This is a genomic window from Martinezella lusitana (genome assembly GCF_900094565.1).
GTDB classification, from domain to species: domain Bacteria; phylum Pseudomonadota; class Alphaproteobacteria; order Rhizobiales; family Rhizobiaceae; genus Rhizobium; species Rhizobium lusitanum.
Window position 1 is genome coordinate 82427 of sequence record NZ_FMAF01000002.1, and the last position, 19763, is coordinate 102189.

Here is a 19763-nt window from a genome sequence, read left to right on the forward strand (position 1 = left end):
CAAGTGCCTTATCTTGCAAAGCAAAGCTGGATTCCGGCGCATTCGCCCTTGGCAAAGGCCGCTCGCCTCATTACTGCAAAGTCTGAGAAGCAAGCGTGAATATCGAGGCGAAAAGATGGAACTTCAAGAGCGCCTGAACGAAGTTCGTTCCCACATCGCGGCGGCGGAGCGTCAGGCCGGTCGGCCTGATGGTGCCGTGCAGCTCGTTGCCGTTTCCAAAACGTTCGATGCCGCTGCGATCCGGCCGGCAATTTCGGCCGGTCAGCGCGTGTTCGGCGAGAACCGCGTGCAGGAAAGCCAGGGCAAATGGCCAGAGCTGAAGGCCGAGACGCCTGGGATCGAGCTGCACCTGATCGGGCCGCTGCAATCGAACAAGGCCGTCGATGCCGTGGCGCTGTTCGATGTCATCGAAACGATCGATCGGGAAAAGATCGCCCGTGCGATCGCCGATGAAATGAAGCGGCAAGGCAAGACCGTCAGGCTCTATGTGCAGGTGAATACCGGTCTGGAGCCGCAAAAGGCTGGGATCGCACCTGACGATACCGCCGCCTTTGTCGATCTCTGCCGCAAGGAGCTCGGACTTTCGATCGAAGGCCTGATGTGCATTCCGCCGGCGGACGAGAATCCGGGGCCGCATTTTGCCTTGCTCGCAAAGCTTGCCAAAAAAGCAGGCGTGGAAAAGCTCTCCATGGGCATGTCAAGCGACTATGAAATTGCCGTCGCCTTTGGCGCGACAAGCGTTCGCGTCGGCTCAGCGATTTTCGGGGCGCGGTAGATCCAATCGAAAACAAAGGCAACGCCGTCATGGGTCGGGCAGAGATGCGTGTGGTCGTCCACCATTCGCCCTCGTGGTTCGAGGCTACGGCCCCTTCGACAAGCTCAGGAGCCTACGCACCTCACCATGAGGCGCTAACCTTCTGCGCACGGTCGTTGTATAGAACTTGGTTCTATCGAGTATGGCCCGCGGCTGCTCAGCAACAAAAAGCCCCGGATTTCGACGGGGCCTTCGTATTTGCAACCGATAATGCCGGATCTCAGAACTGATCGTCGTCGTCGTCGCGGGTGGTCGACTTCAGCGATTTCAGCTTGGCGAAGACGGCGTCGGCGTCGATTTCCTTTTCCTTAGGCTCGTCACGCTCATAGCTGAAGCCGAGCTTTTCGGTTTCCTGGGCGGGCTGCAGCGTCGCGCCGAGTTCGGCGGCGGTCGGCAGCGGACGGCCCTTGGAGGCCTTTTCGACTTCCATGTCGAGGTCGATCTGGCTGCAGAGGCCGAGCGTCACCGGATCCATCGGTGCCAGGTTGGCCGAATTCCAGTGGGTGCGCTCGCGGATCTGCTCGATGGTCGACTTGGTGGTGCCGACGAGGCGGGAAATCTGCGCATCCTTCAATTCCGGATGGTTGCGCACCAGCCAGAGAATGGCATTCGGGCGGTCCTGGCGCTTGGAGACGGGCGTGTAACGCGGGCCGCGGCGCTTCGATTCGGGCACGCGAACCTTCGGCTCGGAGAGCTTCAGCTTGTGGTTCGGATTGGCTTCGGCGCGGGCGATTTCCTCGCGCGAAAGCTGGCCGGTCGAGATCGGGTCCTGACCCTTGATGCCCTGTGCGGCTTCGCCGTCGGCAATGGCTTTCACTTCGAGCGGATGCAGCTTGCAGAACTGCGCGATCTGGTCGAATGACAAGGCTGTATTGTCGACAAGCCAGATGGCAGTTGCCTTCGGCATGAGCAATTGTTGAGCCATAGATATAGTCCTTCTGTCAGTCCGCGCCGGTGTCGCGGTCCGGGGTGTAACACCACATTGTCCGGGAAATATTGCCCTATATAACGGTAGTGTCGCGGAATTGCAATTCTTTGAGTATGAAATGCACTTTGTCCAATTGCTGTCGTAGTTTGACCTGCTATTGATTGGGCGGAAAGAGCACCCATAATTGCGACAGGGGTGCCGGAATTCGAGGAGGAGACTATGTCGGAAAAGATTCACCCGGTGACGAAACCGGTCAAGGCGCGTGCTTTGATCGATAAGGCGAAATACCAGAAATGGTATCAGCAGAGCGTCGAGGATCCCGACAAATTCTGGGGCAAGCATGGCAAGCGCCTCGACTGGTTCAAGCCTTATACCAAGGTCAAGAATACGTCGTTTACCGGCAAGGTCTCGATCAAATGGTTCGAGGACGGCGTGACCAACGTCTCCTACAATTGCATCGACCGGCACCTGAAGAAGCACGGGGACCGCGTCGCTTTCATCTGGGAAGGCGACAATCCCTATATCGACAAGAAGATCACCTATAACGAGCTCTACGAGCAGGTCTGCCGACTGGCGAACGTCTTGAAGAAGCACGGGGTCAAGAAGGGCGATCGCGTCACCATCTATATGCCGATGATCCCGGAAGCGGCTTACGCCATGCTCGCCTGCGCCCGCATCGGCGCGGTGCATTCGGTCGTCTTCGGCGGCTTTTCGCCCGAGGCGCTGGGCGGTCGTATCGTCGATTGCGAATCGACCTTTGTCATTACCTGCGACGAAGGCGTTCGCGGCGGCAAATCCATTCCGCTCAAGGAAAACACCGATAAGGCGATCCAGATCGCGGCCAAGCAGAAGGTTGCGGTCAAGAATGTCCTGGTCGTCCGCCGCACCGGCGGCAAGGTCGCCTGGGAGGCCGACCGCGATCTCTGGTATCACGAGGCTATCGCCAAGGTGAAGGCGGATTGTCCGCCTGCGAAGATGAAGGCGGAAGATCCGCTCTTTATTCTCTATACGTCGGGTTCCACCGGCAAGCCGAAGGGCGTGCTGCACACGACGGGCGGCTATCTCGTCTATGCGGCGATGACGCATGAATATACGTTCGACTATCACCCCGGCGATATCTACTGGTGCACGGCCGATGTCGGCTGGGTGACCGGCCATTCCTACATCGTTTATGGGCCGCTCGCCAACGGGGCGACCTCGCTGATGTTCGAAGGCGTACCGAATTATCCCGACCAGGGCCGCTTCTGGGATGTCATCGACAAGCACAAGGTCAATATCTTCTACACCGCACCGACGGCGATCCGCTCGCTGATGGGTGCCGGCGATCATTTCGTCAAGCGTTCGTCGCGCTCAAGCCTGCGCCTGCTCGGCACGGTGGGTGAGCCCATCAATCCGGAAGCCTGGGAATGGTACTACAAGGTGGTCGGCGACAGCCGCAGCCCGATCGTCGATACCTGGTGGCAGACGGAAACCGGCGGCCATATGATCACGCCGCTTCCGGGCGCGACGGACCTGAAGCCCGGTTCGGCCACCCTGCCCTTTTTCGGTGTCCAGCCGGAGCTGGTCGATAGCGAAGGCAATGTGCTGGAAGGTGCGGCCGACGGCAATCTCGTCATCGCCGACAGCTGGCCCGGCCAGATGCGCACTGTTTATGGCGATCACGAGCGCTTCATCCAGACCTATTTTTCGACTTACAAGGGCAAGTACTTCACGGGTGACGGCTGCCGGCGCGACGAGGACGGCTATTACTGGATCACCGGCCGTGTCGATGACGTGCTCAACGTCTCAGGCCATCGCCTCGGCACGGCCGAGGTCGAATCGGCACTGGTATCGCACAAGCATGTTTCGGAGGCGGCTGTCGTCGGCTATCCGCATTCGATCAAGGGCCAGGGCATCTACTGTTACGTGACGCTGATGGTCGGCCAGGAAGGTTCGGACGCGCTGCGGCAGGAGCTGGTGAAGCACGTTCGCACCGAAATCGGCCCCATCGCCTCGCCGGACAAGATCCAGTTCACCCCAGGCCTGCCGAAAACCCGCTCCGGCAAGATCATGCGTCGCATCCTGCGCAAGATTGCCGAGGACGATTTCGGCGCGCTTGGGGATACGTCGACGCTGGCCGATCCGGCTGTCGTTGATGATTTGATCGCCAACAGGCAGAACAAGGCCGATGCGGCTTAGGTGAACCCCGCGCTGCTTCGGCTGGTAGGGAGAATCCCTCAGGATTAGACGAGGCTAAATCCTCGTCTAATTTTCAAGGCTCATCCGGAAGCTCTGAAAAAGGTAATCGCGGAGCGAGCGACATGATCGTGTACGCTTCTTCGCTGCAAACCGGAGTCATAAAATATCTCCGGCGACGTCTTTATGCCTTGCGGCGTGGGTTCTGGTAAAAAGGTGTAATGACCTACTCCTCCCTGGGGGATCTCAAGGGAACTGGGTCGGATCTTTTCGTGAAGCCAAACGCAGCATTCGTTCGCGGGAGCGATGGTATCCGCATCGCCTCCTATAATTTGAACCGGCGCATTTATTTGTTCGAGGCTGTCCTCGGCAAAGCCGAGAACCGAGCGGCCAGGCGCAATCGCCAGCCCGTTCACAAATCTTTCGTCCTTGAAGTTTTCCCTTCGCCGATTCCACGACTCCAGAAAAATTCTGTCATGTAGAAGTGAAGGGATATGCTTGGCCAAATCAGGGAATTCCCTTGGGCCTCGCACTGGGCTCTTTCGAGGATTATCAGGTTCAAACTGGGAGTATGCCACGCGTGCTCCCAAGAGCAGCAGCGTCGTATAAGCACCGGCGGAGAAGCCGGCGACGTGGGCGCGGTTCTCGAATGTCGCTCCCAGAACCTCTTTCCAATCATCGGCGTCGAACAATGCGCTTAAATCGCTGGCCCGTTCCCAGAGACACAGGAAGCCTTCGGGCCTGTAGGGCTCGGAGCCCGTGTGACCATGATGGTTTATCGCCAGGGCAACAAAGCCGGATTGCGCCAGACGATGCCCAAGCCAGCTCAAGCCGCCCGCGACGCCGCCCGAGCCGTGGGACAACATGACGACCGGCAGCGGATCGGACGTCAGCTTGATCGGCGCATCGTACGCGACGGCTTCCTGCTTAAACCATGATGGCGCCAATGGTGGCGTCTCTATCGCTTCATCGTTGGCCGGGTACCAAACAGACCAAGCGAGTGGCCGGGGGCCTGTACCATCCCAATTTGTTCGGCTCTGATCGAAGGACAGTCCCTGGGAGAAACCTACAGGCATCATTTCCCCTCTGTTTCCCCACGATAGCAGTATCGGCTATTGGGCGTAGTGGCTCCTTCTCATCATGGTGATGAGCAATGTGTCTCAAAAATCAATTGCCCGCCCATTGATCTCCCAATCGCCGAAACGGGCGGGATCGGCGCCGCCGCGGCCGCCGATTTCGGGGGGGAGTTCGGCCTGCGCCTGAGCTTCCTGCGCCTTGCGGCGCTCTTCCGCTTCTGCCAGCGCGCGCCTGGCGGCGGGCGAGAGCGGCTTGCGGGTGATTTCACCGGCTTCGGTGTCTAATTTATTGTCGTTATCTGCTGTCTGCATGAGGCGATCGGTCCGGAACCGTTGAAATAGGCGGATGAATAGCCAAATCATAGTGCGTCCGGCCGTAAAGAAAAAGGTTTGGACGACAGATGTGTTGGAGACCCCTCGATGAATCTCATGCGTACCGCCATGCTGCTTGCCTTCATGACCGCCCTGTTCATGGGCGTCGGCTATCTGATCGGCGGTCAATCGGGCATGCTGATCGCATTTGTCGTCGCCGCCGGCATGAACTTCTTTTCCTATTGGAATTCCGACCGCATGGTGCTTTCCACCTATAATGCGCAGGAAGTGGACGAGCGCAGCGCCCCGGAATTCTACCGGATCATCCGGGATCTCGCCCGCAATGCCGGCCTGCCGATGCCGAAGGTCTATCTTTACGACAGTCCGCAGCCGAATGCCTTCGCCACCGGCCGCAACCCGGAAAACGCCGCTGTTGCCGCCTCGACCGGCCTGCTGCATGCGCTGACGCCGGACGAAGTGGCCGGCGTGATGGCGCATGAGCTTGCGCATGTGCAGAACCGCGACACGCTGACCATGACGATCACGGCGACGCTTGCCGGCGCCATTTCCATGCTTGGCAACTTCGCCTTCTTCTTCGGCGGCCGCCGCGACAACAACAATCCGCTCGGCATGATCGGCGTCCTGTTGGCGATGATCGTCGCCCCTCTGGCGGCAATGCTGGTGCAGATGGCGATCAGCCGCACGCGTGAATATTCGGCCGACCGCCGTGGCGCCGAAATCTGCGGCAATCCGCTGTCGCTGGCCTCGGCGCTCGGCAAGATCGCCCGTGGGGCGGAGCATATCCCGAACGAAGCGGCCGAAGGCCATCCGGCGACGGCGCACATGTTCATCATCAATCCGCTGTCGGGCGAGCGCATGGACAATCTGTTCTCGACGCATCCGAACACGGAAAACCGCATCGCCGCATTGCATGAAATGGCGCGCTATGGTGGCGGCGGCGGCCCTTCGGCCAGGGCGCCGTCCGGCTTTGGCTCGACGGGACCGGTCTTGACTGCTAATCCGGAACGCAAATCGCGCTCCGTACCGAATACGGGTCGCGGTGGTTCGCAACCGCCGAAGGGACCCTGGTCTTGAGTTCTGACAAGAAAAACAAAGCTTTCAACAAGGACCGAAGAGGATCGGGCAAGGGGCCGGCTGAGGCTCGCCAGCATGATTCGGCGCCTGCAAAGCCCGGCTTTGCCGCGCGCGCGGCCGCAACGAAGATTCTGGCTGCCGTCATCGACCGCAAGACACCGCTCGACGGCATGCTGGATGCGGAGGGCGGCAATCCAGCCTACAAGGCGCTCGGCGATAGCGATCGGGCGCTAGTGCGCGCCATCCTGAACAGCGCGCTGCGGCATTTGCCGCGCATCGAAGCGGCGATATCGTCTCTGCTCGATGCGCCGCTGCCGGAAGGCGCTCGCGCCCTGCATCACGTGCTGGTGGTCGGTGCTGCGCAGATGCTCTATCTCGATGTGCCGGATCATTCCGCCGTCGATCTTGCCGTCGAGCAGGCCAATCGCGATCCCCGCAATCGCCGCTTTGCCAAGCTGGTCAACGCCATTCTCCGGCGCATCGGGCGGGAGAAGCAGGTCATTCTAGAACAGGTCGCAAGCGTGCCGGCGATGCCGGCCTGGTTTCTCTCCCGCCTGGAATCAGCCTACGGGGCGCAGGCTGCACTCAAAATTTCGGACACGCAGCTTGAGCCGGCGGCGATCGATCTTACGGTGAAATCCGATGCCGAAGGCTGGGCGAAACGCCTCAATGGCGTGGTGCTGCCGACCGGCGGCGTGCGGCTCGCCGCTTTCGAAGGGCCGATTCCCTCGCTTGAGGGCTTCGATGAGGGCGAATGGTGGGTGCAGGATGCCGCCGCCAGTATTCCGGCGAAATTGTTCGGCTCGCTCGCCGGCAAGCGGATCGTCGATCTCTGTGCCGCGCCCGGCGGCAAGACGGCGCAGTTGATCCTTGCCGGCGGCAAGGTCACGGCTCTCGATCAATCCGCCAATCGTTTGAAGAGGCTGTCGGCCAATCTGGCGCGTCTCGGGCTGGAGGCGGAGACCGTCGTTGCCGATATGAACAAATATCAGCCCGACGCGCTTTTCGATGCCGCCCTTCTCGATGCCCCCTGCTCCTCGACGGGAACCACCCGCCGTCATCCCGACGTGCTCTGGACCAAGGGCCCGGAGGATATCGCCAAGCTTGCCGCCTTGCAGGAGCGCCTGCTTCGCCATGCCCTGACGCTGGTCAAGCCCGGCGGCCTGGTGGTCTTCTCCAATTGTTCGCTCGATCCCGAAGAAGGCGAGGATCTGGTTGCCCGTCTTCTCGCCGATACTGATAGTGTCGAGCGCGTTCCGATCACGCCCGGCGACTGGCCCGGCCTCGAAGCAGCGATCTCACCTCTCGGCGCTTTCCGTACCACGCCGGACATGCTGCCGCTGACCGGCGGCTTTGCCTCCGGTCTCGACGGATTTTTCGCCGCCATGCTGCGACGCACGCGTTAGTCGCACTCTTATCGCATCTTTCGCGCATCAGTTAAGAATCCGGTAACATGTCCTTAATTGGTATATGTGTAACCTCTTTTTAACTACGGGTAACGAGAGTAAGCAGAAGCGAATATGCAGGTCTGCGGCAGGGTTTTGTGAGTTCATACATGCGGGAAGCATGGCGGCGGATGTCGCGCCGCGCGGCGTTGACGCGATTGCGTCTCACCCGCCACACCATGCGTGTGCCGGAACGCCTGATCGTGGCGCCGACCGACCTGCGCAGCGTCGATCCGTTTTTTGTCGAAGAACTTCTGAACGGCCGCATCCTGCTCGCCGGCCGGGTTCTCGAACTGCAGGGCGCCTCGCCCTTTTCCCTGGAGCTGCCGTCGCGGGCCTTCGCCGCGCGTCTGCACAATTTCCGCTGGCTGCGGCATTTGCGGGCAGAGAAGAGCGACCAGGCTTCGGCTTTAGCGCGTTCCATTCTGAGCGATTGGATCGCCGTTCACGGCCGCCGGCTGCATGGCCTTGCCTGGTCGCCCGACATCGCGGCGCAGCGGCTGATCGCCCTGTTGTCGCATTCGCCCGTGCTCCTGCATGGGACGGATAGCGGCTTCTACCGCCGCTTCATGCGCATGCTCGTCTTCCACGTGCGCTATCTGCGCCGAATGGCGTCGACGGCAAGGGACGGCACGACGCGGTTTCGTGTGCGCATCGCGCTGGCCATGTCCTCTGTTGCCATGCCCCATAGCGCCCTTGCGCTGAAGCGCGCCGGTCAGGCGCTCGATCGCGAGATCGACCGGCAGATCCTGCCCGATGGCGGTCATATCTCCCGCAATCCGCGGGTGTCGCTGGAGCTGCTCCTCGATTTGCTGCCGTTGCGCCAGACCTATGTCAATCTCGGCCATGACGTGCCGATCCGCCTCATTCCCGGCATAGACCGCATGTATCCGGCGCTTCGCTTCTTTCGCCATCAGGACGGCGATCTGGCGCTCTTCAACGGAGCGACGTCGACGCTTGCCAACGAACTGATGTCGGTCCTGCGCTATGACGAGACGGCCGGTCAGGCGTTCAAGGCGCTGCCGCACACGAAATATCATCGGCTGGCAGCCGGCCAGGCCGTCGTCATCGTCGATGTCGGCGCTCCCGCATCGGTCGATCTCAGCCGCACGGCGCATGCGGGCTGCCTCTCCTTCGAAATGTCGTCGGGCAAGAGCCGCTTCATCATCAATTCCGGTTCGCCGGAATTCGCCGGCGAGCGCTACGCACAGGCCGCGCGGGCGACCGCTGCGCATTCGACCGTCACCCTCAACGATACCTCGTCGAGCCTGTTCTCCAAGTCGAAATCGCTGGGGCCGATCATGGTCGGCGGCGTGAAGAAGGTCATCGTCGAGCGCGCGGAGACGGAAGATGGGCGCGATTATGTCCGGGCTGCGCATGACGGCTATCTCTCTACCTTCGGCTATGTTCACGAGCGCGAGCTGAGCCTCAATGCTAGCGGCACGATTCTCGCGGGACGCGACCGCTTCCTCGTGCCGGAAGGCAGGAAACAGGCGCCGAAAGGCGAAGGTATCGCGTCGGCCCGCTTCCATATCCATCCCTCGATCAGCCTTTTGCAGACCGAGACGGATAGCGCGCTGCTGATCGCGCCTGACGGCGAGACCTGGGTCTTCTCCTCGCCGGGTAACGAGGTGCTGGTGGCGGAGGATATCTTTTTCGCCGACCCTTCCGGTATGCGCTCCTCCGATCAGCTCGAGATCGTTTTCCAGATCACCGAAAAGCCGGAAATCCGCTGGTTTTTATCCCATCGGCCATAGGCTAACCGCGTCAGCTATGCTAACGGGGCGGCATTATCGTCCCGCGCCCTTTCCGCCGGACATCTCCTCATGCCAGAGCGTTTTCGCTCTGTTTTTGTTATCTCGCAATTCCGGACGGAAAACTGCTGCGCCCTTTTCCTGGAATTGCTTCAGACCGGAGAAAGCCCATGGCCGTCGTTTCCAAGAAAATCCCTGCCCCTGACAAAGTGAAGGTGAAGACCGCGCTTCTGTCCGTCTTCGACAAGACCGGCATCGTCGAGCTGGCCCGCGCGCTCAGCGAACAGGGCGTGCGGTTGCTGTCGACCGGTGGCACGCACAAGGCGATTGCCGCGGCAGGCCTTGCCGTCACCGATGTCTCGGAAGTCACGGAGTTTCCGGAGATCATGGACGGCCGCGTCAAGACGCTGCATCCGAAGGTGCATGGCGGCCTGCTCGCCATCCGTGACGATGCCGAGCACCAGGCTGCGATGAAGGAGCACGGCATCGAAGGCATCGACCTTGCCGTCATCAATCTTTATCCCTTCGAGGACGTGCGCAAGGCTGGCGGCGACTATCCGACGACGGTGGAGAATATCGACATCGGCGGCCCGGCGATGATCCGCGCCTCCGCCAAGAACCACGCCTATGTGACGACGCTGACCGATCCGGCGGATTATGCCGAGCTGCTGGCGCAGCTTTCCGCCGATGCCGGCCAGACCACCTACGATTTCCGCAAGCGCATGGCCGCCAAGGCTTTTGCCCGCACTGCCGCCTATGACGCGATGATCTCCAACTGGTTTGCCGAAGCGCTCGATATCGCCACGCCGCGCCACCGCGTCATCGGCGGCGTGCTGCGCGAGGAGATGCGCTATGGCGAAAACCCGCATCAGAAGGCGGCCTTCTACGTCACCGGCGAAAACCGTCCCGGCGTTTCCACGGCAACGCTGCTCCAGGGCAAGCAGCTTTCCTACAACAATATCAACGACACCGATGCCGCCTACGAACTTGTGGCCGAGTTCCTGCCGGAAAAAGGTCCGGCCTGCGCGATCATCAAGCATGCCAATCCCTGCGGCGTCGCCACCGGCCCGAGCCTGGTCGAAGCCTATAAGCGGGCTCTCGCCTGTGATTCCGTTTCGGCCTTCGGCGGCATCATCGCGCTGAACAGCCTGCTCGATGCGGAAACGGCGGAAGAGATCGTCAAGCTCTTCACTGAAGTCATCATCGCACCGGCGGTCAGCGAGGAAGCCAAGGCGATCATCGCCCGCAAGCCCAACCTCCGCCTGCTGTCGGTCGGCGCTCTGCCCGATCCGCGCGCAGCCGGCCTGACCGCCAAGACCGTCTCCGGCGGCCTCCTGGTCCAGAACCGCGACAATGCCTTGGTCGAGGACATGGAGCTGAAGGTGGTCACCAAGCGCGCGCCGACGGCGCAGGAGCTTGAGGACATGAAATTCGCCTTCCGTGTCGCCAAGCACGTGAAGTCGAATGCCGTCGTTTACGCCAAGGACGGCCAGACGGCCGGTATCGGCGCGGGACAGATGAGCCGCGTCGACTCCGCCCGCATTGCCGCGATCAAGGCGGAAGAAGCGGCCAAGGCGATGGGGCTAGCCGAACCGCTGACGCGCGGTTCCGCCGTGGCCTCCGAAGCCTTCCTGCCATTTGCCGACGGCCTGCTGTCGGCGATTGCCGCCGGCGCCACCGCCGTCATCCAGCCGGGCGGCTCGATGCGCGATCAGGAAGTCATTGACGCCGCCAATGAGCATAATGTCGCGATGGTCTTCACCGGCATCCGCCATTTCCGCCATTAATGGCTTTACCCTCGCCCCAGCGGGGAGAGGGTCGCGCGCAGCGCGGGGTGAGGGGCGTTGCCGGAAGTTATATATTGTTCGCAACGATATAGGCTGGTTCCGAATACGCCGGGGGACCCCCTCATCCGCCCTTCGGGCACCTTCTCCCCGCTGGGGAGAAGGGTATGAGCATATCCCTCAGCGAAATGGGAATATCCCTATTTCGCCTTGTCAGCCGGATAGGGCGTCGGCAGCAGAAGCAGCAGGCCGCCGGCGAGGAAGATGACCAGCGTCGCCATGCCGAGCCGCGCCGAGCCGCTCCAATAGGTCACCAGAGAGAAGAACAGCGTCGCCATGAAGCTGGTGGCGCGGCCTGAGAGTGCGTAGATGCCGAAATAGCGGCCGGCCTCGGCAAGGCTGACGCTGCGCGCCAGATAGGAGCGTGACGAGGCCTGCACCGGGCCGAAGGCGATGCCGATGAGCAGGCCATAGCCGATATAGGCCTTTTCCGCCGCCGTGCCGAACAGGCTGCCGGTGCTGACGGTCGAGAGCGGAACGAGACCGAAGAGCGTGAAGCCAGGCCCGGTCGAGATGATGCCGAAGGTCGCGACGAGCAGCAGCGTCAGGCTGATGACGACAGTCGTTTTCGAGCCCAGCCAGCGGTCCACATAGCTGGCCGCAAAGCAGCCGAAAATGGCGATGACGTTGAGGATGATACCGTAGATGCCGATCTCGATCGTCGCCCAGCCGAACATGCCGGCCGCAAAGGTGCCGCCGAGGATCAGCAGGCCGTTGACGCCATCCTGATAGACCATGCGCGCGACGAGGAAGAGGCTGATGCCGCGCCGGCGCTTCAACTCGCCGAGCGTCGTTCTGAGCTCCCGCAGGCCCGAGCGAACTGCGGTTCGAAGCGGCAGGCCGCGTGCGGCATCGGGCGTGAAGAAGAACATCGGCAGGATGAAGAGGAAGTACCACACGGCGGAAATCGGACCGGTGACGCGCGCATCCTCGCCGAGCGTTGCGTCGAGGCCGAAGAGCGGCATCAGGCCGAAGATGGTCTTGCCGGTTTGCGGATTGCCGGCGAGCAGGGCGACGACGGTGATCAGCACGATCATGCCGCCGAGATAGCCGAGACCCCAGGCGGCATTCGACAGCTTGCCGATATCGTCCTTGCCGACCAGCCTCGGCATCATCGAATCGTTGAAGACGATCGAGAATTCGGCCGAGATCGAGGCGAGGATCATGAAGATGACGGGATAGATCACCGGCGAGCCCGGTGCCGCACCCCAGAGACAGAAGAGGCTGGCGATCTTGATGACGGCGAAGAAGGCGATCCAGGGTTTGCGCGCGCCCGATTGATCGGCGATCGAACCGAGGACCGGCGACAGGAGGGCGATGATCACCGAGGAGATCGTCGCCATATTGCTCCATGTCGTCTGCGCCGAGACCGGATCGGCCGTCAGCCGCGCGACGAAATAGGGGCCGAAGATGAAGGTGGTGACGACGGTGAAGAACGGCTGTGCCGCCCAGTCGAAGAACATCCAGCCCCAAATGCCGCGTGCCGGCACTTTTGCCGGCACGTCGTCGCCAATCCCGGTCGTCACCAAATCCAGCCCCTGATTCCCTCACCCGCCTGCCGGGGTCGGGGCGGACTGTGTCACCTTGCCCGGCCGTTCGCAAGATCGCTCAGCAGGCCTGCGGCAACGGTGATTCGCGCGAGGTTGGGATCACCGCTTTCGCTCAGGCTGCCAAGCTCTTCGGCGATGCGGTTGATGCGGATGCGATCTTCCGCATGCCACGCCTGGATCGGCTGTTTGTCCTTCGGATGGTTTGCCAGGGCCGAGATGACGATATCGCGACGGGCGCCGGCGATCTGGTCGAGGCTGCGGGCCAGGGCAAGGCTTTCATAGTGATCGCCCGTGACGATCCGGCTGCCGGCAAGCAGCAGGCGGCCGACGCGGAAGGTCTGCGACACGGTGAAGTAGCTTTCGGCGGCGCGGTTCAGCGTGTCACCGGTGCGCTCGGCGATCTGCATGATCTCCGGAACGAGGACGAGCGCATAAATCGTGGCGATTTCCGAAGCCAGCTTTTCCGGCAGGCCGGCAGCCTGGTATTCCGCCTCGCGGGCGGCAATCTCGGCTGCGAAATCGGCCGGGATATGGCTGAGGAAGACCGGCCGCAGCTTTTTCAGCGCTGCTTGAAGCCGGCTAACCGTCTCCTCGATGTCGCCCTTGGCTGCGCCGGTTTTCAGAAGCAGGCGGGTGAGCACCGTATAGACCTCGGTGATCTCGCCATAGACGCGGTTCTGCATCTGGCCACCAACCTTGCCGTCAAGCGCGTCCGTCTCGTTCCAGAGGCGATCGAGATCGAAGCCGTCGCGGGCGACCACGGCCGCTTTGACGACTTCGGCTGCCGATGCCGCCGTCGCGTCCATCATGCTCACAGCAAAGCCCGGACCGCCGCGATTGATCGCCTCGTTGGCGAGCGCCGTCGCGATGATCTCGCGGCGCAGCCGGTGGCTGTCGATATCGGTGGCGTTCGAACGCTGCATCTTGGCTGGGAAATAGCGGCTGAGGGTCGCGGCGAAATAGGGATCGTCAGGCAGATTGCTGGCAATAAGCGCGTCGAAGAGGACGATCTTGGCATAGGAGAGCAGCACGCCGATTTCAGCGCGCGTCAGCGGACGCCCGTTGGCATAACGCTCGGCGAAGGTCTGATCGTCGGGCAGCGTCTCGACCTTGCGGTTGAGCTGCTTGGCCGTTTCCAGCACGCTCATAAAGCGGCTGAGTTCCAGGCCGTTGCCGGTGCCCTTGCGCTCCGTCAGCGAGATCGCCAGGGATTGCAGATAGTTGTTCCGCAATACCAGAGTCCCGACTTCGTCGGTCATCGATGCCAGCAGGATATCGCGTTTGGCACGCGTCAGGCGGCCGTCATGCATGGCATTGGCGAGCGCGATCTTGATGTTGACCTCGACGTCCGAGGTGTTGACGCCGGCCGAATTGTCGATGGCGTCGGAGTTGCAGCGTCCGCCCTTGAGGCCATAGGCGATGCGACCCTTCTGGGTGACGCCGAGATTGGCGCCCTCGCCGATCACCCTGGCGCGAACCTCTTCGGCGGTGATGCGGATCGGATCGTTGGCACGGTCGCCGACATCCGAATCCGTTTCCGACGGCGCCTTGACATAGGTGCCGATGCCGCCGAACCAAAGCAGGTCGACGGGAGCCCTAAGGATCGCCGTCATGATCTCGAAGGGCGTGGCGACCGATTTGTCGATGCCGATGGCAGCGACTGCTTCCGGCGTCAGCGTCACCGACTTTGCCAAGCGCGAAATGATCATCGCACCCTTCGACAGGACCGACTTGTCGAAATCCTGCCAGCTGGAGCGCGGCAGGTCGAAGAGGCGCTGACGTTCGGCAAGCGTCCTTTCCATGTCCGGATCGGGATCGATGAAGATGTCGCGATGGTCGAAGGCGGCCAGAAGGCGGATCTTCGGCGAGAGCAGCATGCCATTGCCGAAGACGTCGCCGGACATGTCGCCGACGCCGACGACGTTAAAGGGCGTCGTCTGGATATCGATATCCATCTCGCGGAAATGCCGCTTCACGGTTTCCCAGGCGCCGCGGGCGGTGATGCCCATCTTCTTGTGGTCGTAGCCGGCCGAGCCGCCGGAAGCGAAGGCGTCGTCCAGCCAGAAGCCGGCTTCCTGCGCCAGTGCATTGGCAGTGTCGGAGAAAGTGGCCGTGCCCTTGTCGGCGGCAACGACGAAATAAGGATCATCGCCATCGAGCCGCACGGTATCGGCCGGCGGTACGATATCGGCGCCGGAGATATTGTCGGTGATCGACAGCAGCGTGCGGATGTAGGTCTTGTAGGCTTCGCGGCCGGTATTGAAGATCTCGTCGCGGCTGCCGCCGACGGGGAGTTTCTTCGGATAGAAGCCGCCCTTGGCGCCGACGGGCACGATGACGGCGTTCTTGACCTGCTGCGCCTTCACCAGGCCGAGCACTTCGGTGCGATAGTCCTCGGCGCGATCGGACCAGCGCAGGCCGCCACGCGCCACTTTGCCGAAGCGCAGATGCACACCTTCCACCTCGACGCCGTAGACGAAGATTTCGCGGAAGGGACGCGGCTCGGGCAGGCCGTCGAGAAGCTTCGGATCGAGCTTGAAGGCGAGCATCGCCTTCGGCGTACCGTCGGCACTCCTCTGGAAATAGTTGGTGCGCAGCGTCGCATCGATGGCGTTGACGTAGCGGCGGAGAATCCGGTCGTCATCGAGGCTTGGAACGTCGGCGAGCTCGGTTTCGATGGCGGCGTGCAGCTCGACAAGCTTCTTCGTACGGCTCTTATCGTTGAGCTTCGGATCGAGCGTGTCGTGGAACAGGCGGAAGAGCGATCCTGCAATGCGCGGATACTTGTCCAGCGTCGCGGCGATATAGTCCTGCGAATAGGCGATGCCGGCCTGGCGAAGGTAGCGCGAGTAAGCCCGCAGCACATTGGTTTCGCGAGCGGAGAGATCGGCCGAAACGATCAGCCGGTTGAAGGCGTCATTGTCGATCGTGCCGCTGAAGGCGGCGAGGAAGGCTTCCTCCAGCGCGGCACCATGGCGGGCGAGATCGATCGTCAGGCCACCACGAGCCTCGAGTTCCATGTCATGAAGCACGACATGACCCGCCCCGCCATCCTTGGCCGTGACATAGATATCGAAGGTCCGCTCGCTGATGACGTTGAAACCGAGATTTTCCAACAGCGGCACGCGGCGCGACAGCGCCAGATTGCCTCGCCCGTGGAAGATCTTCAGCGAAAGGATGTCGCCTGCCTCGTCCTTGCGGACATAGAAGCCGATGCGGATCGGCTCGGCGCCGGCCGTTGCCGTAATATTGGGCAGATCAGCAAAGGCGTCTTCCGGCGAGAAGGCTTCCTGGAAAGCCTGGCTGACGGATATGCGCGGCGCTTTCGGGCCGGCGAGCATGACGAAACGCTCGTCCCAGCGGGCGGTTATGGCGCGGATCGCTTCTTCCAGCTTGGCTTGCGGAATATGCGGCGTCTTGCCGGCGCTGCGGCCGATGATGAAATGCACGCGCGCCACGCCGCCTTCCGGGAAGGCCGGGTAATAGGCAGAGACGCGGCCGTCATAGACGGTTTTCAGATAATTGCCGATCTTTTCACGGACGACGGAATCATATTCTTCGCGCGGCACATAGACGATGACGGAGACGAACCGATCGAAATGGTCGATGCGTGGCAGCGCCCGCACGCGCGGCCGGTCGGCCAGATCGTTGATCTGTTCGGCGAAGCTTGCGAGCAGCGTCGTATCGATCTGGAAGAGGTCGTCGCGAGGATAGGATTCCAGCGTATTTTCCAGCATGCGGCCGGAATGGCTTGTGGGGTCGAAGCCGAAATGATCCTTGACCTTCTGCACCTTCGAGCGCAGCAGCGGCACTTCGGTGGCAGCGCTGGTGTAGGCCGTCGAGGTGTAAAGGCCGACGATACGCAGCTCGCCGGTGACATTGCCGTCGCTGTCGAAGCGCTTGACGCCGACATAGTCCATATAGGCGCGGCGATGGACGACCGACTTGACGTTGGCCTTGGTGACGATCAGGAAATCCGGCCCGTCGAGGAAGGCGAGGATTTCCGGCGTCGTGGTGACGGCGTCCTTACCCTGGCGCAGCACGCGGACATCCGGATTGGAAAGAATGCCGAGGCCGGCGCCGCGATCGCGCTCGACCTTGGCGTCGGCGCCCTTGCCGGAATAGACATATTCGCGCATGCCGAGGAAGGTGAAATTGCCGTCGCGCAACCAGGCAAGGAAGGCAAGAGCCTCGTCGCGATCGCCCTTGCGGCGTCCCGCGGCCTCATATGTGGAGAGTTCCGAAATGACGATATCGAGGCGCGCCAGCATCGGCTTCCAGTCGGAAACGGTGAGATGCGTCTGATCGAGCACGGCCTGCAGCCGCTTGATGAGATCCGTTGCCTGCGCTGCCGTCAATGGCGACAGATGAAGCTGGATATGGCTGACGCGATGGGCGGGATTGCTTAACTGATCGGCGGAATAGAGACTGGGCTGCTTGCCCTCCTCGATGACCAGGATCGGGTGCACGGCCATGTAGAGATCGCGGTAGGTGCTGCTCACCTCGCCCATGATCGATTCGTAGAGGAAGGGCATGTTGTGGTCGGTGATCGAGAGGATCGACACCGCGACGCCATCAGGCTCGATATTGGCGACCTGTTCGATGTTGACGCGCGGAGACGTGCCGTTCCAAGCTGCCAACTCTCGCGCGGCGTGCACCGCAGCATGGGCCAGCATTTCCGGACTGTAATGCTCCATGTCGTCATTGCTTGCCCGGCCGAACAGGATTTCGGGATCGAGATGCGCCTTGCCCGTCGTGGCCGCGATCTTGCGTACCGCTTCGAGCTGCTTTTCCCGTTTCGGATTGGTCCTGGACGCCATGAAATTCCTCCCGATTTTCGAAATTTGACCACAGTAGCAGAAGGTTTAGCGAAAAAACTGGCAAAATGAATGCAAATTAGATTGCTTTTCGACCGATTTGGCCGCGAATTTTTAGAAATCTTGCCGAAAGGTGGATCTCGCCCCAAAGCAGATGGCGTTGACGTGAAATTGCCGAACCCGGCTATTCAACAGAGGTTTTCATGAGTTTGTGAAGCGCGGTTGACAGAGTGGCGCGAAAGGGATCATCAACGGCGCCATTGCAGTTTGAAGCCCTGAACTGGAAGTTATTATCATGTCGCAAATATCGGCCGGCGCCGTTATCGTCATCTCCAGCCATGTCGTCAGAGGTTCCGTCGGCAATCGTGCCGCGGTCTTTGCGCTGGAAACGCTCGGCCATCCGGTCTGGGCGCTGCCGACCATCGTCCTGCCATGGCATCCGGGCCACGGTCGTTCGACGCGATTGACCTTCAACGAGGCGGATTTCGACCGTGCGATCGACGATCTGATCGCCGCGCCGTGGCTGCCTGAGGTGAAGGCTGTCCTGTCGGGATATTTCGGCAATGCAGCGCAGGTGCATTCCGTTGCCCGGCTGGTGGCGGCCTTGCGGGAGAAGAACCCCGATCTCCTCTATGCCTGCGATCCGGTCATCGGCGATGCCGGCGGGCTCTATGTGCCCGAAGCGACGGCGGAGGCGATCCGCGATCATCTGATCCCGCTGGCGTCGCTGGCAACGCCAAACCGCTACGAGCTTGCCTGGCTCGCCGGCGCGCCGCTCGAAGACAACAATGCCATCATGGAGGCCGCACTCGCCCTCGGGCCGTCGCGCATGCTGGTGACGTCGGCGGTGCCGATGATGGCTGGCGGTATCGGAAATCTCTATCTTAGCGGCCGCAGCGCCTTGCTTGCAGAGCATCGCAGCATCGAGAATGCTCCGAACGGGCTCGGCGACCTGCTGTCCGCCTTGTTCTTGTCCCGCCTTGTGTCCGGGATGGACGAGGAACGGGCGCTGCAGCTTGCCACGGCCAGCGTTTATGAAGTGCTGGCGCGCGCCGTCAAGCGCGGCAGCGACGAGTTGACGCTCGCCGCGGATGCGGCCAGCCTATCGACGCCGATGGCGATGGTACAGCTGCGGCACCTCATGCATCCGGCGCAGCGGCGGAAAAAATAGCAGCCGGGAATGCCGGGCGCTTTTTGCAGCGCAATAGTTGCCATCGGCCGATGTGCGCTGTAATTCAATATCCATGCAAAGCTTTCCCGACACCCTTTTGAACGGCTATCGCAATTTCATGAGTGGGCGTTACGTCGATGAGCGCGAGCGCTATCGCACGCTCGCCGATCTCGGCCAGAACCCGTCGACGCTTGTGATTGCCTGTTGCGACTCCCGCTCGGCACCGGAGATCATCTTCGATGCCGGCCCGGGAGAACTCTTCGTCATCCGCAACGTCGCCAACATGGTGCCGCCCTATGAGCCTGATGGTAATTTCCATTCGACCTCGTCGGCGCTCGAATTCGCGGTTCTGTCGCTCAAAGTCTCCGATATCGTCGTGATGGGTCACGGCCGTTGCGGCGGTATTCGCGCGGCACTGGATCCGAACGCCGAGCCGCTTTCGCCCGGTGATTTCATCGGTAGGTGGATGGGGCTGCTGAAGCCGGCCGCCGAACAGATCCAGAGCAACGACATCATGACGCCGGCGGAGCGTCAGACGGCGCTGGAGCGCATCTCGATCCGCAATTCGCTCGACAATCTGCGCAGCTTTCCGGAGATCAAGGCGCGGGAAGAAGAAGGCAAGCTGCGCCTGCATGGCGCATGGTTCGATATTTCCACAGGGGAATTGTGGGTCATGGACCCTGAAACCCGGGATTTCATCCGGCCTGATGTCTAGGAGCTGAAATTAGCTCAAATAAAAAGCGCTGTGAACCATCCGGTCGCAGCGCTTTTTTCGTTTTGAT

13 protein-coding genes are annotated in these 19763 nt (G+C 61.5%); 8 read left to right on the plus strand and 5 right to left on the minus strand.

All coding sequences use genetic code 11. From position 1 onward, the window contains the following. Positions 1-115: 115 nt before the first annotated feature. Positions 116-775, plus strand: coding sequence for a YggS family pyridoxal phosphate-dependent enzyme (locus GA0061101_RS03695; RefSeq protein WP_037195641.1), 660 nt, complete (start codon positions 116-118; stop codon positions 773-775). Between the two features lie 259 nt (positions 776-1034). Here GA0061101_RS03695 and GA0061101_RS03700 read toward each other — a convergent pair whose 3' ends face one another. Then, complete coding sequence (locus GA0061101_RS03700; protein WP_037195643.1) at positions 1035-1739, minus strand: DUF1013 domain-containing protein; 705 nt, start codon at positions 1737-1739, stop codon at positions 1035-1037. A 222-nt stretch (positions 1740-1961) separates the two neighbouring features. Between GA0061101_RS03700 and acs the strand changes: the two genes are divergently transcribed. Further along, positions 1962-3920, plus strand: coding sequence for an acetate--CoA ligase (acs, locus tag GA0061101_RS03705; RefSeq protein ID WP_037195645.1), 1959 nt, complete (start codon positions 1962-1964; stop codon positions 3918-3920). An 80-nt stretch (positions 3921-4000) separates the two neighbouring features. Here the strand turns inward: acs and GA0061101_RS03710 are convergent, their stop codons facing one another. Both GA0061101_RS03710 and GA0061101_RS03715 read right to left on the minus strand, forming a co-directional pair. After that, on the minus strand, positions 4001-4993 hold the full coding sequence (locus tag GA0061101_RS03710; protein ID WP_092573246.1) for an alpha/beta hydrolase family protein: 993 nt from the start codon (positions 4991-4993) through the stop codon (positions 4001-4003). Between the two features lie 84 nt (positions 4994-5077). Beyond that, positions 5078-5305, minus strand: coding sequence for a DUF1674 domain-containing protein (locus tag GA0061101_RS03715; RefSeq protein ID WP_047559527.1), 228 nt, complete (start codon positions 5303-5305; stop codon positions 5078-5080). 108 nt (positions 5306-5413) lie between these two features. On the opposite strand from GA0061101_RS03715, the gene htpX reads away from it, so the two are divergent. The 4 genes from htpX (at position 5414) to purH (ending at position 11386) form a co-directional block, all read left to right on the plus strand. Further along, positions 5414-6400, plus strand: coding sequence for a zinc metalloprotease HtpX (gene htpX, locus GA0061101_RS03720; RefSeq protein ID WP_047559400.1), 987 nt, complete (start codon positions 5414-5416; stop codon positions 6398-6400). After that, entirely contained in the window at positions 6391-7806 is a 1416-nt protein-coding gene (locus GA0061101_RS03725) for an RsmB/NOP family class I SAM-dependent RNA methyltransferase (protein WP_425349991.1), read from the plus strand. Before htpX ends, GA0061101_RS03725 begins: the two co-directional genes overlap by 10 nt. 149 nt (positions 7807-7955) lie before the next feature. Next, on the plus strand, positions 7956-9602 hold the full coding sequence (locus tag GA0061101_RS03730) for a heparinase II/III family protein (protein ID WP_037195652.1): 1647 nt from the start codon (positions 7956-7958) through the stop codon (positions 9600-9602). 167 nt (positions 9603-9769) lie between these two features. Then, positions 9770-11386, plus strand: a complete 1617-nt coding sequence (gene purH, locus GA0061101_RS03735; RefSeq protein WP_037195655.1) for a bifunctional phosphoribosylaminoimidazolecarboxamide formyltransferase/IMP cyclohydrolase — start codon at positions 9770-9772, stop codon at positions 11384-11386. A 197-nt stretch (positions 11387-11583) separates the two neighbouring features. Here the strand turns inward: purH and GA0061101_RS03740 are convergent, their stop codons facing one another. Beyond that, complete coding sequence (locus GA0061101_RS03740) at positions 11584-12972, minus strand: MFS transporter (RefSeq protein ID WP_051963406.1); 1389 nt, start codon at positions 12970-12972, stop codon at positions 11584-11586. Positions 12973-13022: 50 nt separating this feature from the next. Further along, positions 13023-17813: an NAD-glutamate dehydrogenase gene (locus GA0061101_RS03745; protein WP_037195658.1), complete on the minus strand. Its 4791-nt coding sequence runs from the start codon at positions 17811-17813 to the stop codon at positions 13023-13025. A gap of 292 nt (positions 17814-18105) precedes the next feature. Here GA0061101_RS03745 and pdxY point away from each other — a divergent pair, with 292 nt between their 5' ends. Together pdxY and GA0061101_RS03755 are read left to right on the plus strand one after the other, a co-directional pair. Beyond that, entirely contained in the window at positions 18106-18981 is an 876-nt protein-coding gene (gene pdxY / locus GA0061101_RS03750) for a pyridoxal kinase PdxY (protein WP_037195661.1), read from the plus strand. Between the two features lie 73 nt (positions 18982-19054). Further along, entirely contained in the window at positions 19055-19696 is a 642-nt protein-coding gene (locus tag GA0061101_RS03755; RefSeq protein WP_047559410.1) for a carbonic anhydrase, read from the plus strand. The last annotated feature ends 67 nt before the right edge of the window (positions 19697-19763 follow it).

Coding starts and splice junctions, on each gene's coding strand:
- purH (WP_037195655.1), top strand. CDS start 9,770: ATGGCCGTCGTTTCCAAGAAAATCCCTGCCCCTGACAAAGTGAAGGTG.
- GA0061101_RS03700 (WP_037195643.1), bottom strand. CDS start 1,739: ATGGCTCAACAATTGCTCATGCCGAAGGCAACTGCCATCTGGCTTGTC.
- GA0061101_RS03730 (WP_037195652.1), top strand. CDS start 7,956: ATGCGGGAAGCATGGCGGCGGATGTCGCGCCGCGCGGCGTTGACGCGA.
- htpX (WP_047559400.1), top strand. CDS start 5,414: ATGAATCTCATGCGTACCGCCATGCTGCTTGCCTTCATGACCGCCCTG.
- GA0061101_RS03695 (WP_037195641.1), top strand. CDS start 116: ATGGAACTTCAAGAGCGCCTGAACGAAGTTCGTTCCCACATCGCGGCG.
- pdxY (WP_037195661.1), top strand. CDS start 18,106: ATGTCGCAAATATCGGCCGGCGCCGTTATCGTCATCTCCAGCCATGTC.
- GA0061101_RS03755 (WP_047559410.1), top strand. CDS start 19,055: ATGCAAAGCTTTCCCGACACCCTTTTGAACGGCTATCGCAATTTCATG.
- GA0061101_RS03715 (WP_047559527.1), bottom strand. CDS start 5,305: ATGCAGACAGCAGATAACGACAATAAATTAGACACCGAAGCCGGTGAA.
- acs (WP_037195645.1), top strand. CDS start 1,962: ATGTCGGAAAAGATTCACCCGGTGACGAAACCGGTCAAGGCGCGTGCT.
- GA0061101_RS03745 (WP_037195658.1), bottom strand. CDS start 17,813: ATGGCGTCCAGGACCAATCCGAAACGGGAAAAGCAGCTCGAAGCGGTA.
- GA0061101_RS03710 (WP_092573246.1), bottom strand. CDS start 4,993: ATGCCTGTAGGTTTCTCCCAGGGACTGTCCTTCGATCAGAGCCGAACA.